This window comes from Latilactobacillus parasakei (genome assembly GCF_049674265.1).
Taxonomy (GTDB): Bacteria; Bacillota; Bacilli; order Lactobacillales; family Lactobacillaceae; genus Latilactobacillus; species Latilactobacillus sakei.
The window spans coordinates 1,753,992-1,768,979 of record NZ_CP186861.1; the positions used below are offsets into that span (position 1 = coordinate 1,753,992).

Here is a 14,988-nt window from a genome sequence, read left to right on the forward strand (position 1 = left end):
TTAATTGGTGGGCAATTGCCTGGGAAATAAAGGTGAAATCGAGGTAATGATAATGGAAACTGAACAAATGATAATTTATTTAACCCGCCTAGAGACTGTTTTAGATGATTTAGGGAAGCTATTGTTCAAAGCGCACTTAAAGGTGCCACTCACCTTGGACCGTGAACAATCACAAGAACTGTTGCGGCAAAATAATCGCTTTGAATTTAGATACCAACAGCTACGGAATCAAAAAACAAAGTTGTTGAAGCAATTGCTAAAAATGACGAGTGGCGATATTTATTTACGCCAGAAAATCAGTCAGTTGAACGAATTGAATCAGCAAAGCCAAGCAGCATTAGTTGCGGCACCAGAGTACAATCGGCAGCGCAAAATTAATCGCCTGCGCCAGTTAATCCTGAACCTACAAGGTGAAAAAATCGAAACCAGTATCGTCTTATGTGACCAAGTACTGGCTTATTTATACGAAACCGAAAAAAACGCGTTTATCGCGCACTACCGGCCAAATGTTGCGCCGGTGGCGGTGCCTTTTTTAAGCCGGGATTTCAAGATGGCGATGATGATGCTCAACTATATGGATATTATGTTCACGCCGGTTGAGTTACAGCGCCATATTCGCTTACTTGTTTATCGCTACACCCAAGAATCTGTGGATAATGTGTTGATATATGATGCGCGAACTATTTTACCGAATGCTGAGAAAACGGGGTTCTCAGCCGTTGCGTATTATTTCACCTTCAAACAACAAAGTATGACCTTTATTTCGTATAAAGGAACAGAGGGGACGATGGATGATCCGCGAATCAAATCGTTTCGTCAGCGTTTGGATAATTATGTTCGCGAGAGTTATCAGGACTGGAAATATAATATCGACGCGATGTTGATTGGTCACACCGATAACGACGAGCAACTACAACTAGCACGGCGTTTCACCCGCTACGTAGTTCGGCATGTTAAAAAGATTGAAGCGACAACACGGATTTATGGCCTCGGCCATTCACTGGGTGGTCATTTTGTCCAAACACTGCAGTTATTGGATCAACCGTTTAACGCTGGTTATACCTTGAATGCGGCACCGGTCCAGCTCAAACAAATTAAGCATTATCGACCAGATTTATGTGATGACGCGACTTGGCAGGCACTGTTTGAATTAACCAAACAAAACACGCAAGATAAGAAAATTGAGCAACTTCTACAGGTTAAAACCGGCTTACACTATGCCGAAATTAATAATGAATGGTTTATCAAGGATTTAACGCGGATTTATTTTGGCTTTCCGTATACGTTCTATATTGGAACGGCCAATTATTTGAACGCCCGTAACTGGACCTATCCGTTTGTGGCGGATATTCGAGAGTATCTCAAAGATGATGAGATGCAGGCTTACAGTCAATTCTGGGGTAATCTAATTCATTACCTCAAACGAGTTGAGAACAGGAATGGCACGATTATTTTGGCGAGTTTGGTGACTTATGGGCTCCAAGCGCTACGGGAAGTTTACGGTGCTATTAAAACACCAGAAGCCAAGCGCCTCTTTAGTGCTTATGCGCGTTATTTATCCGATGCCAAAATTTTCAAAGATACGCCAGTCGCGGTTCAGGAGAACTTCCAACGAGAATTATCGCGACCACAAACGGCTTTACGTGTGCTGCAAGGTGAGTGGCCATTTTTAAGTAGCGTGAATAACGAAATGGTCGAAACGGTGATTTATTTTCATACCATTGAAGGTGCCCGTTATTTTAAATCTGTATAAGGTTAGTGACCTATTAAGGGGTTAAAATAAATGGTATTATAAGGGTGAAACTATATTACTCGGGAGGAACAACATGTTTTGCCAATATTGTGGGACTAAAAATGAAGCCGATTCACGATTCTGTATTAATTGTGGTAAGCCACTAGAAGACGCTACAGAACAACCAGCAGCGCAACAACCTAAGGAAGATATGGTAACACCTAGCAACTCGGCTAGCACACCCCATGAACCGGTGGTTAGTCGCCAGGCAGTTAAACAACAATCAAAATCTAAAAAGTGGGTACCAGTCCTCATTGGGGGACTAGTTGTGTTAGCAATTGCTGTGGGGGCAGGTTTTTATTTACAAAAGCCGGCAGCAAATACTAAAACGGCAACAAGTGCTTCTTCAAAACAACAAAGCACACAAGCAAGTGACAGTGAAAGTATCAGTGATTCAGAAGTGTCATCAAGTAGTTCGGAATCCGTGGCAAATCCGTTATGGACCGAGTCTAAGAAGGATAGTCTGCAGAGTTTTATGGCTGACTGGGGCACTGAAATGGATCAGGATTACCAAGAATATAGCGACCATCATAACGTCTCGCTGTATGGTGTTGATTTACCTGGCGACTTATTATCTGGTGCCATTCAAACCGAAGTTGGTGGGAGCCCAGTAACTGTTAAATGGTCTGAAGATGGTGTTTCGGCCAAGGCAGATTATAAAGTTGTCGCAGCTTACTCGGATGCCAACAGTGGTGGTGAAGAAGATCATTTTTATCTATTTACCATTCATGATGGCCGACCAGTGGTCTTGATTGCACAAGAAGGTCAAGGGAGCACATCAAGTTCGATTGCGTTTAAGGAAACAGAGAACACCGATTTAAGAAATGGGTTCAGCGATATTATTGACAACTGAAGGTGAGGATGACAGATGGAACCGCGTAGAGAAAAGTTTAGTAGGCAAAAGAATCAACGCTTGGGTCGGAACATATTGGTTGTTGTGATTGGCATTATCGTGATTATTGCGGCTGGCATTGGTATCGCGGTCGCTAAAAATCGTCAAGATCAAGCTGCTCAAAGTCGCGCTAAACAACAATCATTGATTGCTCGCAAAAAAGCTCAGTCAAAAGCCAAAAAGGCCGCTGCTAACCGGTCACAAAAGGCGGTTAAACAAACAGCCAGAGCGACTGAAAAACCTAAGAAGCAACCAACTGAAAAAGCGTTGACCTTTGATACACAAAATCTAACTGCTAATGCGCAAAAGGTCGGTTATGGGATCTACTATTACAACAGTAAACGCTCAGTCGGTAGTAATCAGGACCAACCTTTTATTTCAGCTAGTGTGATTAAGTTATTCATCATGGATTATCTCTATGACCAGATTAAACAAGGTAAGATTTCTGGCGGTCACTATATCGATAACCATTCAGTCGATGAATGGATTCAATTGATGATTCAACAGAGTGATAATAACGCGACCAACTTGTTGATTGATTTTGCGGGAATGACCGAAATCAATCAGTATATCCAACAACAAGGTTATACACAGACTAAGTTAGAACGGAAAATGTTAGATGATGCAGCCCGTAATAAAGGGGTGGATAACTATACGTCCGTGAAAGACGTCTTACAATTCTTGAACCAACTCTATCAAAATCGGGATCAGGCACCTTACAGTAAGATGTTGACGATTATGAAGGGCCAACAAACGCGGACTAAAATCCCAAGTCAATTGCCAGCTAATACGGTCGTTGCTAACAAGACCGGCGAGTTAGCCGATGTTGAAAATGATGTGGGGATTGTTTTTAAAGACAATGACCCATTTGCGATTGTTGTCTTAACAAATCAAGTCCAAAATCCGGCAGCTGAACGCCAAGCAATTGGGGCGTTAAGTTTAGCGGCCTTCCAAAAATAAGCATCATTAAGAGGACGTTGTGATAAATATCATTTTATTGCGAATGTTCTTTTTTTGTTGAAAAATGGGCGTTGGCGGGCATAGTCATGATAGTCGTTTTAGGGTATAATAATATCGGTTATAAACTATTGAAGGTTATTGCACAATAGCTAGGGTGCATCTAGATCAGGGGATTGATAGCCACTAAGCGTTATTTCGGGGGGAGTAATGCCTTGGTGACTGTTCAATTAGATGAACCAGTATGAAGCAAGAGTATCGGAGACGATTAATTATTGTAATTATGAGTGGGCACTCGTAATTAGACAGGTATCAATATCAAAATGAGACTAGGGTCGTTATCCTAGTCTTTTTTTGATGTTGCCAAATAGGAACGATGCTGATACGCTAATGAAAGCAAATCGTGTGAAATGAAGGGGATATATTGTGGATATTTATTTAAAACAGGCTATATTACAAGTGGTTGATCGCGAATTAGGCGCACCAATTTATTCCCAACAACCGCTGGATTTAACCAACGGCAATACGCGGGATTATTTAACCAATAAAATTAAAAAATTATCGTCAGCGCAGAGTAAAACAGGCGTGATTCGTCAGGGGTCTGAGGTTGCTAACCAATTGTTGAATATCGCTTCAGACTTTACAGGTGTCAGTCAACAACTTGTGGATAAGTGGTATCAAGCTTACCAAAAGAGTGATGATGCGCCCAGTGCCGATGTTTTTATCGCCCTTTATGAACAGGATACGCAGGCCTATGTCGCTTTTTTGAAGGTTAATTATCATGAAGCTTATACCCATTATGTGAATGCTGAAGAAGGGCCACTCACCAATCAGTTGATTATTCACCAATCAATTCTATCCAATAAGACGCAAAAAGCGGACGAAGGCTTTGCCATCAATCTGCAGACCTTAGGATTTGAACTAATCGAAAAACAATATACCTTCTCTGGGGATAAACGGCCATACCTGTCAACGGAAGTCATTGAGAGTGAACCACAGCCATCCTTAGAAGAAAACGTGCGCGTTGTGAAGAAGGCCGCTGAAAAAATCGGTGCGAAATTCGAAGTCGCCAAGCACGATATTGTCGCCAATGTGAAAGAGGCGATTTACGAAACGATCGAAGCGAAGGGTGAAATTAACACGCAAGATGTTGCGGCCAAGGTCTTCAAGGGTAATGTCTCAGCACAAACCGAATTTAAAGCAGCGATGGTTGAAAAGGCGCCAGCAGATGCGCCGATTTCACCTGCCGTTCGTGAAATTGCCGAGAAGAAATACGGGAAACAAAAATTAAAATTATCAAATGGGATTGAATTAATCGTCCCAATTGACGTCTATCAAAATCCGGATTTATTTGAATTTATCAATCATCCGGATGGGACAATGTCAGTTGAAATTAAGAATGTCGACGAAGTGATCAGTCGATTATAGAATACGTTGTTGTATAAAAAAAGGGACTGTGCAAAAGTAAATTTGCACAGTCCCTTTTTGGCGCTTATCGTTTTAGTTTAAGTCTGATAATCTTATCAAATTCCGTAATAATCAAGATCAAGAAGCCAGCGCCAATTGATACCGCCCATTCTAATAGTGTTAGTGGTTCTGTATAGAATAGTTTTTGCATAAACGGTACGTAAGTCAAAATCAATTGGAGAACAATCATGCCAGCAATAATCCCAAAGGCTTTTGGATTTGAGAAGAAAGCTTTTGAAAAGGCTAATTTCGTTGTTCGGATGTTGAAGAGGTAGAAAATCTTGCTAATCACGATGATATTAACCATCATCGTACTTGCGGTCACTTGATCAACACCCCGGCCGAGTAACCAATCATAGGCCCACAAGGCAATCAACGCCATTAAGACCGACACGTAGGCCATCTGGAAGATATCGTGTTTGTTCATTAAGGTTTGACCCGTTTTGCGTGGGGCCCGCGCCATAATGCCATCTTCAGCAGGTTCGAAGATGAAGGCAAATTGAATCGTAATTGCCGAAACCATGTTAATCCAGAGTAACTGGGCAGCTTGGAGTGGCATTGATTGTTGCATTAAAATCGTGAAGGCGATAATTAAACCTTCAGCAAATGACGTTGGTAATAAGAAGAGAATACTCTTTTTGATATTATCGTAAATGCGCCGACCTTCTTGAATTGCGACGGACATGGTGGCAAAGTTATCGTTGGTTAAAATCATATCCGCAGAATCCTTAGCAACGTCAGTCCCTTTAATCCCCATTGCGACGCCAATATCGGCCCGTTTTAAAGCAGGCGCGTCATTGACACCGTCACCGGTCATTGCAGTCACTTTGTGTTGTTTTTGGAGCGCTTCGACGATTTCGAGTTTGTTGCTAGGGGTGGTCCGCGCGAAAACCTGATGGTCAACCGCAGCAATTTCTTTATCCTCAGGGGTTAACTGATCCCATTCGGGGCCGGTAATGGTTTTGATGACCGGTGCCAAGCCTAACTTTTCCCCAATTGCTTTGGCGGTTAGGGGATGGTCACCGGTAATCATTTTGACATCGACACCGGCCGCATTCATTTCAGCCAGTGCTTGAATCACTTCGTCACGAGGCGGATCAATAATGCCGGCTAAGCCGAGCAAGGTAATCCCTTCGTTAAGACCTTCATGCGTAATCGTCGTTGTTGATGCTGGTACGTCGAGGTAACCGACAGCCACGACCCGTTTACCTTGTTCGGAGAGTCGTTGCACGTGTTGATTCCAAGTATCTAGTGGGAAGGCAGCGTCTTTTTGTTGTGCCATTGGGAACAGTTTGTCCGGTGACCCCTTAATGTAGAGGCGGCGCTGACCAGCTGGTGTTTGAACTAATTTAGCGATGTAGCGGTAATCAGAATCAAACGGCAACATGTCGATTTCGGTATTTTGCGGTACTTGCTCAATCGAAAATCCTTTGTGGTAGACCGTTAAAAAGGCACCATCGGTTGGTTCACCGTTAATTGCCCAACCCTCATCTGATTTGAAAAGAGTGGTATCATTGGCTTCAAAACCGGCTTCTAAGAATAGGGCGAGGGTGTCATCGATAACAGCTGGTTGATCGGCTTGTTGAATTTGACCCTCAGGCGCATACCCGTTACCAGAAACATGGTAGATTTGATCAGCAGTGATAATATCTTTGACCGTCATTTCATTTTTCGTTAAAGTCCCCGTTTTATCAGTTGCAATCACATCAACGGAACCTAGTGTTTCAACAGCGGGTAGGGTTTTAACAATCGCGTGTTTATTTTTGGCCATGTCACTAACGCCCATAGCTAAAATAACGGAGGTTGTTGCAGGGAGTCCTTCCGGAATTGAACCAACAACCATCGTGACAATGGCGATAGCAAGCACCGGTAATGAATAGAGGCCACTGATAAAGCCTAAGATGAATAACAAGATGGCAGCGGCAATAATCACGTAAGAAACACCGGCCCCTAACTTATTAATCTCGCGGGTCAGCGGTGTGGGGCGACTTTGTGTATGCGTAACTGCTTTTGAAATTTGACCAATTTCAGTTTGTTCAGCGGTCGCGACAACCACGCCCAAGCCACTCCCGTTTGTAACGGAGGTTGAGGCAAACGCCATGTTAATTTGGTCCGCTAATGGGACGGTTGTTGGTGTGAGCGCTGCTGCTTGTTTATCGACTGAATCAGCCTCACCGGTCAGTGCTGATTCTTCGAGGCGCAAGTTATCGGTATCGACAATTCTTAAATCGGCAGGGATGCTATCGCCGGCTTCTAAGAAGACGACATCACCAACCACTAAATCTTCGGTGGGAATATCGATTCGTTGACCATCGCGATAAACGGTTGCTTCGGTCGCCAATAAATCTTTGATGCGTTCAAGTGCATCTGAGGCGTTGGCTTCTTGGTAGTAACCGATAATCGCATTGATGATGACCACTAAACCAATAATGATGGCATCAGAATAGTGACCCATCAGAGTTGTGAGTAGCGCAGCTGCAATTAAGATGTAGATAATCAGGTTATTAAATTGGCGAATGAAGAGTTGCCATTTAGGTGTTTTTTTACTTTCTAGCTTGTTAGGGCCGTTTGTGGCTAAACGTTTTTGTGCCTCGACTAGGGAAAGACCTTGTTCAAAATCATTTCCCGGGTAATCTTTCTGTAAATCCTCAATCGATTGATTGTAAGGGTTAATCTGGGTTGTCATTGTTGATCTCCTTTATATTGAAATTCATAATAGTTAAAATTAACGCCATTATTCCTTTCGCCAATAAAGATTGCTTTTTAAGCAATAACACGCCGCAGCGTCGGGGTTATCTTTCAAAAACGTTCACCTCCTGAATAGTCTCTATATTTAAATTATCAAGAAACTGATGCTGTGTCAATCTAATAAAAATTATTAGCAATAGCTAAGCAATACTTTTGTAATTGTGCATTCGATATGGTATCATAATTGTATAAGTGAAAAAATTCGGTTGAAGCATTGCGCATTCAAGATTTCCTTCTTTAGGGTGGTAGAAGGGAATTTTAGTGCGCTTTTTTTATGGAGGAAATTAGAAAATGTCAACATTAGCAATTATCTTAATCAGTACTTTATTAGCCGGTCATCTCAGTAAACGAATCGGTATGCCAGCGGTGATTGGCCAGCTGCTCGTCGGGATCATTCTGGGTCCGGCATTGTTAGGTGTATTACATGAGAATAGCTTTATTCATACCTTTTCAGAGATTGGTGTCGTCTTATTGATGTTTACAGCCGGTCTCGAGAGTAACTTAACGCTTTTGAAGAAGTACTTCAAACCCAGTGTAGTTGTCGCAATTTTGGGTGTGATTGTGCCTGTGGGATCAATTTACGCGATGAGTTTAGCGTTTGGCATCAATCAATTGGAGAGTCTATTTATTGGTGTTATTTTCGCTGCGACTTCAGTATCGATTTCGGTCGAAGTTTTGCGAGAATTAAAAGTCCTTGAGAGTCGCGAAGGTACGATTATTTTAGGGGCTGCAGTCGTTGATGATTTATTGGCGGTAATCATTCTAAGCGTCTTAACAAGTCTCTTCGGTGCGCAATTAGCCACCGCTGCGCCTAATCAGATGGGACTTGGGCTAACCTTTGCCTTACAAATTGCCTTTTTCGTAGTGGTTTACTTCAGTGTTAAGTGGTTAGTGCCGGGTGTGATGCGCTTGAGTCAGCGGTTATTGGTGCCTTATTCAAATGCGATTATGTCGTTAGTGATTTGTTTTGTTTTTGTTTGGCTAGCAGAAGCCGTTGATTTGAGTACGGTTGTAGGTGCCTTTTTTGCAGGAATTGCGATTTCGCAAACACCATATCAATCTGAAATTAGCCGTCATATTGAACCACTGGGCTATACAGTCTTCATTCCTGTCTTTTTCGTTAGCATTGGGTTATCGATGACGTTTGCCGATTTAAATCGGCATTTAGTCTTCATTATTGTACTAACCGTTTTAGCCGTGTTGGCAAAATTATTAGGCAGTGGCTGGGGTGCCAAAATGATGGGTGTCCCACAAGCGGGTGCCTACACAATTGGGGCAGCGATGATTTCGCGCGGTGAGATGGCGTTGATTATTGCGCAAATCGGTTATACAGCGAAGTTATTGAGTGAAATGTACTATTCAGCGATTATTTTCGTCATTATTTTGACAACGATTCTAGCACCTTTTATTTTGAAGTCAGCTATCAAGAAACAATTGGCAGCAACTAAATAATGCTGCTAAGCGCATAAGAAAAGATTGTGAAAAAAATCATAATGCGCTATAATTAGTTATGGAAACGATTTCAAAAACTAGTTAAAGAGGTGCCATTATGAAAGCAGCGGTCGCAAACAAAGAACATACAGTTGATATTATTGATAAGAAGTTACGTCCAATTAAAGCCAATGAAGCGCTCGTTAAGATGGAATACTGCGGTGTTTGTCACACCGACTTGCATGTTAAAAATGGTGATTTTGGCGAAGTACCTGGCCGTGTCTTAGGGCATGAGGGTGTTGGAATTGTTAGTGAAATTGGCTCAGCGGTAACGTCGTTAAAAGTCGGCGATCGGGTCAGTGTTGCTTGGTTCTTCCAAGGCTGTGGGCATTGTGATTATTGTGTGAATGGTCAAGAAACATTCTGTCGCCAAGCACAAAACGCAGGCTATACGGTTGATGGTGGAATGGCTGAAGAATGTATTGTCACCGCTGATTACGCAGTGAAGGTCCCTGAAGATTTGGATCCAATTGCGGCCAGCAGTATTACTTGTGCTGGTGTCACAACTTACAAAGCAATTAAGGTTTCAGGCATCAAACCAGGTCAATGGTTGGTTATTTTTGGGATGGGGGGCTTAGGCAACTTAGCGCTTCAATATGCCAAGAATGTCTTCAATGCTAAAGTGATTGCAGTAGATATTAATGATGACAAGTTAGCAATTGCTAAAGAATTAGGTGCTGATGTTATCATTAATGGCAAGCAAGAAGATGTGGTAGCCCGGGTTAAAGAAGTAACTGGCGATGGCGCCCACGCAACTGTGATTACGGCTGTTTCTAAGGTCGCTTTCAACCAAGCTGTAGATGCTGTGCGTGCAACGGGCAAAGTGGTGGCTGTTGGATTGCCTGTTGAAACGATGGATCTTTCAATTCCAAGATTAGTATTAGATGGGATTGAAGTCATCGGCTCACTTGTTGGGACACGGGCTGATTTAGCGGAAGCTTTTGAGTTTGCTGCAGAAGGCGCAGTGACACCAATTGTTCAAACCAGACCCTTGGCAGATATCAATGATATTATGACTGAAATGGCTGAAGGTAAGATTTCAGGCCGAATGGTGATTGATTTTACAAAATAAACTTAAAAATAAAATGAGGCGTTGGGCTAAAGGCAACTTTTAGCCCAATGCTTTTTTTGTTGACAAATTTTAAAAATAGCCGTACACTTACGTAGTAATAAAAACATGTAATTAATTACATGATAACGCGGAGGTAATTTTAATGACAAAACAATTTAAAGAATTAGAAGACTTTTTAGGCACACACTTTATTTACACGTATGATAATGGTTGGAAGTACGAATGGTATGCTAAAAACGACCATACCGTTGACTACCGTATCCATGGTGGGATGGTTGCAGGGCGTTGGGTTCGCGATCAAGAAGCTAATATTGTTAAACTAACGGACGGTGTCTTCAAGATTACTTGGACTGAACCAACTGGGACAGATGTTGCTTTGGACTTCATGCCTAACGAAAACAAGTTACACGGTACAATCTTCTTCCCTAAATGGGTTGAAGAACATCCAGAAATTACGGTCACTTATCAAAACGACCATATCGCATTGATGGAAGAATCACGTGAAAAATACGAAACATATCCTAAGTTATTGGTACCTGAATTCGCTACAATTACTTACATGGGTGATGCTGGTCAAAACAATGAAGATGTTATTAGCCAAGCACCATATGAAGGGATGATTGAAGATATTCAAGAAGGTCGTTACTTCGATGAAAATTACAAGAAGATTAATCGTTAATCTAATTTAGTTTCCTGGCAAAACTAATCATTAGCATAAGATAATATTTGATAAAAGGAAGCGGTTACGGTATAATGTAGTTGTAGTCAAATAAGCTAACGAGGTGGATGATAGATGACGATTAAAGTAGGCGACTTGGTACGATGTCAAGCCAATGAAATGATGACGGAACCTTATTTAGGCAAGGTCTTGGAGAAATGCGAAGAGACCGTGCATGTCTTAATTTTGAATTATATGCCGAATGATCGCTTTATTGTCCACGAACTGATGCAACAGATTATCGTGAATTCGCAGCAATTATGCCGAATTTCGTTAACGAGAGTTGCCGGTTAGCTATCAACCTAAACGATTTTCCTCCTATTAGTAATGCCCAGATGTGTTCTTAGACATCTGGGCATTTTTCGTGTTAAAGTGATGAAGGGAAAACGCTTCATAAAAAAAGACCGTCAAATCGGTATTTTTTTTAAACTTGGATAGGGACAAGTCAATTCGGATGTGATAGAATAATGAAGGATTATTTGAGCAGTGGGGACGACTAAAGTTAGGTCATCCTAAAATCAAAGTCATTGAATCCTAATAGTTGAATAACTCAATCGAAGAGAAAGAGGTACTTATATGGATAAGAAACAGCGAGAAGATTCACAGAAGCATGAGAAATTTATTCATTATGCTGATGGTAGTAGTCTAGAAGAAATTAACAACACCGTTGCGATCCCTAAGAACGCTGGTTTCTGGAAAACCTTGATGGCTTTCATGGGACCCGGTGCGTTGGTTGCGGTTGGTTACATGGATCCAGGTAACTGGATTACATCAATTGCCGGTGGGGCACAATTTGCTTACACCTTGATCAGTGTTATTTTAGTATCGAACTTAATTGCCATGCTATTACAAGCAATGGCGGCACGTTTAGGAATTGTTACCGGGATGGATTTAGCGCAGATGACGCGTGCCAAAACCGGTAAAAAGATGGGTATTTTCCTGTGGATTGTCACAGAATTAGCCATTATGGCGACTGATATTGCAGAAATTATTGGTTCCGCCATTGCGTTAGAATTAATCTTTAATATTCCATTATTATGGGGTGTCTTAATCACCGCATTCGATGTCTTGCTCTTATTATTATTGATGAAACTTGGTTTCCGGAAAATTGAAGCGATTGTGGCAACCTTAGTGGCTGTTATCTTATTCGTCTTCTTATACGAAGTAATCTTGGCACAACCTAACATGGGTGATGTTGTGCGTGGATTTGTACCAAGCCCAAGAATTATGACTGACAAGAAGATGTTGTTCTTAGCGTTAGGGATTGTTGGTGCAACTGTTATGCCACATAACTTGTACTTGCATTCTTCAATTGCGCAAGCACGTCAATACGATCGGGATGATGTTGCTGAAAAACGTAAAGCAATCAAGTTTACAGTAATCGATTCAAACATCCAATTAACAGTCGCTTTTGTCGTTAACTGTTTACTATTAATCCTTGGGGCAGCAATGTTCTATGGTACTAACAGTGATTTAGGTCGTTTTGTTGATTTATTTAACGCTTTACAAAACAAAGAAATTGTTGGGAGTATTGCTAGCCCAATGTTGAGTTTACTTTTTGCTGTTGCCTTATTGGCATCAGGTCAAAACTCAACGATTACAGGGACGCTTTCAGGACAAATTGTCATGGAAGGTTTCGTCCGCATGAAGATTCCATTGTGGGCTCGTCGTGTTATCACGCGGGGGTTATCAATCTTACCAGTTATCATCTTCACGGTTTATTATCATGGGAATGAAGCCCAAGTTGAAAACCTTTTGATTTACTCACAAGTCTTCTTGAGTATCGCATTGCCAGTTTCAATGATTCCATTGACATTATTTACCAGTGATGAAAAAATCATGGGACCATTCGTTAACCGCCCTTGGGTGAAATATACGGCTTGGTTCGTCACAATTGTCTTAACATTATTGAATATCTATTTAATTTTACAAACAGTGGGCCTAGCAGCCTAATAAAATAAGCGATTAGCTTGGCCGATATTAAGGCAGCTAATCGCTTTTTTGATTGCGGTCCAATAGGTATGCTAGACTAGAAGGAAGTTACTATTCTGGAGGGATGATATTTTGTTTGAAGTAACAACAGTCCATATTATGATTCGGTTGACCCTAGCGACCGTAATCGCTGGGATTATTGGCTCCGATCGGGAGTATAAAAATCGTCCGGCTGGGATTCGGACGCATATTCTGGTCTGCTTGGGGGCCTGTGTCATTGCGATGATTCAACAGGAAATTGCTGCTCAAAATGTGCAATTTGCGCTACACCATTTAGCGATTGCCACCACGATTCGTTCTGATCAGGCGCGTTTGATTGCGCAAGTGGTCAGTGGGATTGGTTTCTTAGGGGCCGGGACGATTGTCGTGACCCGCCACAAAATTCAAGGGTTAACAACGGCAGCCTCGTTATGGGCGACAGCTGGCATTGGTTTAGCGATTGGGATGGGCTATTACCAAATTGCCGTTATTAGTGCCGTTTTCGTCATTTTTGTGATCGTCTTTTTAAAGAAAATCATTCATATCAATACGTTGAAGAAAATTGAAATTAAATATAAGCACAAACTAGAAACCAAGGAATTTATCCAAACTTATTTTGAAGAACACCATATTCAGATTCGGGATGTCAATTTCTCGGTGACTCAAAATGAACGGGATACGATTTACACCAACGTTTATCGAATCGAAATTCCACGAGAGATGCAATACTCAGAAATTGTAGAAGACATTTCGATGAATAAGAATATTATGACGATTAGAATGGTCAGCATTTAACTGAAAAGAAGGGGAAATGAACGATGGCAATTTACTTAGAGATGCTACATCTTAGTCCGGAATTTCCATTTCGTTTGTTAGTTAATGAAGGCGATATTCTCACGACGCCTCACTGGCATCGTGAAATTGAATTAATTTATGTCATTAAAGGAACGATTAATTTAGGGATTAACGACCAACCGTATATTGTTTCTGCTGGTGAAATTGTATTAATCGATGGCGGAGAGTTACATTATGTTTTGGCTTCACCAGGCAGTGAGCGGATTATTTATCAGTTTGATTTAGCATTTTTTAAAACGACGATGGCGCAAGTCGATTTACCTGTATTATTCAGCGAATTACCAACTTTAAGTCGAGACTGGGGCGCGGCGGTTACTGATATCCGCCGACTACTAGACCAGATTTATCAAGAGGAAACCAACCAATTGCCTGCGATGACGTTTGAAGTGCGAGCAGATTTATACAAAATATTAACGCGCTTTATCCGTGAGGTGCCACGGACTAAAGTTAAAACGGCTGCCAGCCAACAGGTTAAAAGTGACGAAATATTAGCGCGTCTAGATATTGTTTTTCGAATGGTTGAAAAACGTTACACAGGTCACTTGTCTTTGGAGGAAGTGGCTGCTGAAATAGGTTATAGTCAGTTTTATTTCACGCGCTTCTTTAAACGGAATACAGGGAAGACGTTCATCACCTTTTTAAATGATTACCGAATTGATAAGGCTAAATGGCTACTGATCAACTCGACATTAAGTGTTACGGAGATTATTTCGCAGGTTGGTTTCGAAAGTGATAAGACTTTTTATCGGTTGTTTAAACAATCAATGGCAATCTCGCCACTTGCGTACCGTAAACAAATGCGCTTGGATAAGGAATAGCGCTGTAAGCGAAGCCCAGAACCGTTACGTTAACGGTTCTGGGCTTTTTGTATGTTTAAGATATAGAGCGCAATATATGAGAATAACTAAGCAATAAAAAGGGAATGAAAGCGATTTATAGTTTTGTATAATTTAATTGTTGATAAATAAGCCAATTTAACAGGTATTTTAGAGAGAAATAATAATAACGGCAAAAACTATTTTTGA

Annotated in this window: 12 protein-coding genes; 11 read left to right on the forward strand and 1 reads right to left on the reverse strand. The window is 41.4% G+C overall.

All coding sequences use genetic code 11. The features are described from left to right. Positions 1-52 precede the first annotated feature (52 nt). The 4 genes from ACPBEH_RS08775 to ACPBEH_RS08790 all read left to right on the forward strand — a co-directional run bounded on the left by ACPBEH_RS08775 (position 53) and on the right by ACPBEH_RS08790 (position 5,069). Positions 53-1,753: a DUF6792 domain-containing protein gene (locus ACPBEH_RS08775; RefSeq protein ID WP_424348919.1), complete on the forward strand. Its 1,701-nt coding sequence runs from the start codon at positions 53-55 to the stop codon at positions 1,751-1,753. A 73-nt stretch (positions 1,754-1,826) separates the two neighbouring features. Continuing rightward, entirely contained in the window at positions 1,827-2,645 is an 819-nt protein-coding gene (locus ACPBEH_RS08780) for a DUF4767 domain-containing protein (protein WP_424348920.1), read from the forward strand. A gap of 15 nt (positions 2,646-2,660) precedes the next feature. Then, positions 2,661-3,644, forward strand: a complete 984-nt coding sequence (locus ACPBEH_RS08785; RefSeq protein WP_424348921.1) for a serine hydrolase — start codon at positions 2,661-2,663, stop codon at positions 3,642-3,644. A gap of 423 nt (positions 3,645-4,067) precedes the next feature. Then, positions 4,068-5,069 carry a nucleoid-associated protein gene (locus ACPBEH_RS08790; RefSeq protein WP_424348922.1) on the forward strand — a complete coding sequence of 334 codons (1,002 nt, stop codon included), beginning with the start codon at positions 4,068-4,070 and terminating at the stop codon, positions 5,067-5,069. Between the two features lie 64 nt (positions 5,070-5,133). On the opposite strand, the gene ACPBEH_RS08795 is transcribed toward ACPBEH_RS08790, so the two are convergent. Beyond that, positions 5,134-7,794: an HAD-IC family P-type ATPase gene (locus tag ACPBEH_RS08795; RefSeq protein ID WP_424348923.1), complete on the reverse strand. Its 2,661-nt coding sequence runs from the start codon at positions 7,792-7,794 to the stop codon at positions 5,134-5,136. Between the two features lie 353 nt (positions 7,795-8,147). On the opposite strand from ACPBEH_RS08795, the gene ACPBEH_RS08800 reads away from it, so the two are divergent. From ACPBEH_RS08800 to ACPBEH_RS08830, 7 genes are all read left to right on the forward strand, one after another. Beyond that, a complete protein-coding gene (locus tag ACPBEH_RS08800) occupies positions 8,148-9,308 on the forward strand; it encodes a cation:proton antiporter (protein WP_251933884.1) in 1,161 nt (386 codons plus the stop codon). 97 nt (positions 9,309-9,405) lie between these two features. Continuing rightward, a complete protein-coding gene (gene adhP / locus ACPBEH_RS08805; RefSeq protein ID WP_424348924.1) occupies positions 9,406-10,419 on the forward strand; it encodes an alcohol dehydrogenase AdhP in 1,014 nt (337 codons plus the stop codon). Between the two features lie 142 nt (positions 10,420-10,561). Beyond that, the gene (locus tag ACPBEH_RS08810) at positions 10,562-11,098 is read left to right on the forward strand and encodes a phenolic acid decarboxylase (protein WP_035146637.1); all 537 of its coding nucleotides are present in this window, start codon (positions 10,562-10,564) and stop codon (positions 11,096-11,098) included. A 114-nt stretch (positions 11,099-11,212) separates the two neighbouring features. After that, a complete protein-coding gene (locus ACPBEH_RS08815) occupies positions 11,213-11,431 on the forward strand; it encodes a hypothetical protein (protein ID WP_104964586.1) in 219 nt (72 codons plus the stop codon). A gap of 282 nt (positions 11,432-11,713) precedes the next feature. After that, complete coding sequence (locus tag ACPBEH_RS08820) at positions 11,714-13,090, forward strand: Nramp family divalent metal transporter (protein WP_112260942.1); 1,377 nt, start codon at positions 11,714-11,716, stop codon at positions 13,088-13,090. A gap of 138 nt (positions 13,091-13,228) precedes the next feature. After that, the gene (locus tag ACPBEH_RS08825; protein WP_035145195.1) at positions 13,229-13,903 is read left to right on the forward strand and encodes an MgtC/SapB family protein; all 675 of its coding nucleotides are present in this window, start codon (positions 13,229-13,231) and stop codon (positions 13,901-13,903) included. Between the two features lie 23 nt (positions 13,904-13,926). Beyond that, a complete protein-coding gene (locus tag ACPBEH_RS08830) occupies positions 13,927-14,781 on the forward strand; it encodes an AraC family transcriptional regulator (RefSeq protein WP_424348925.1) in 855 nt (284 codons plus the stop codon). Positions 14,782-14,988: the final 207 nt, after the last annotated feature.

Bases quoted from the DNA above. Each gene is read 5' to 3' on its own strand.
- ACPBEH_RS08815 (WP_104964586.1), top strand. From the start codon at position 11,213: ATGACGATTAAAGTAGGCGACTTGGTACGATGTCAAGCCAATGAAATG.
- ACPBEH_RS08830 (WP_424348925.1), top strand. From the start codon at position 13,927: ATGGCAATTTACTTAGAGATGCTACATCTTAGTCCGGAATTTCCATTT.
- adhP (WP_424348924.1), top strand. From the start codon at position 9,406: ATGAAAGCAGCGGTCGCAAACAAAGAACATACAGTTGATATTATTGAT.
- ACPBEH_RS08795 (WP_424348923.1), bottom strand. From the start codon at position 7,794: ATGACAACCCAGATTAACCCTTACAATCAATCGATTGAGGATTTACAG.
- ACPBEH_RS08800 (WP_251933884.1), top strand. From the start codon at position 8,148: ATGTCAACATTAGCAATTATCTTAATCAGTACTTTATTAGCCGGTCAT.
- ACPBEH_RS08810 (WP_035146637.1), top strand. From the start codon at position 10,562: ATGACAAAACAATTTAAAGAATTAGAAGACTTTTTAGGCACACACTTT.
- ACPBEH_RS08775 (WP_424348919.1), top strand. From the start codon at position 53: ATGGAAACTGAACAAATGATAATTTATTTAACCCGCCTAGAGACTGTT.
- ACPBEH_RS08820 (WP_112260942.1), top strand. From the start codon at position 11,714: ATGGATAAGAAACAGCGAGAAGATTCACAGAAGCATGAGAAATTTATT.
- ACPBEH_RS08785 (WP_424348921.1), top strand. From the start codon at position 2,661: ATGGAACCGCGTAGAGAAAAGTTTAGTAGGCAAAAGAATCAACGCTTG.
- ACPBEH_RS08780 (WP_424348920.1), top strand. From the start codon at position 1,827: ATGTTTTGCCAATATTGTGGGACTAAAAATGAAGCCGATTCACGATTC.
- ACPBEH_RS08825 (WP_035145195.1), top strand. From the start codon at position 13,229: ATGATTCGGTTGACCCTAGCGACCGTAATCGCTGGGATTATTGGCTCC.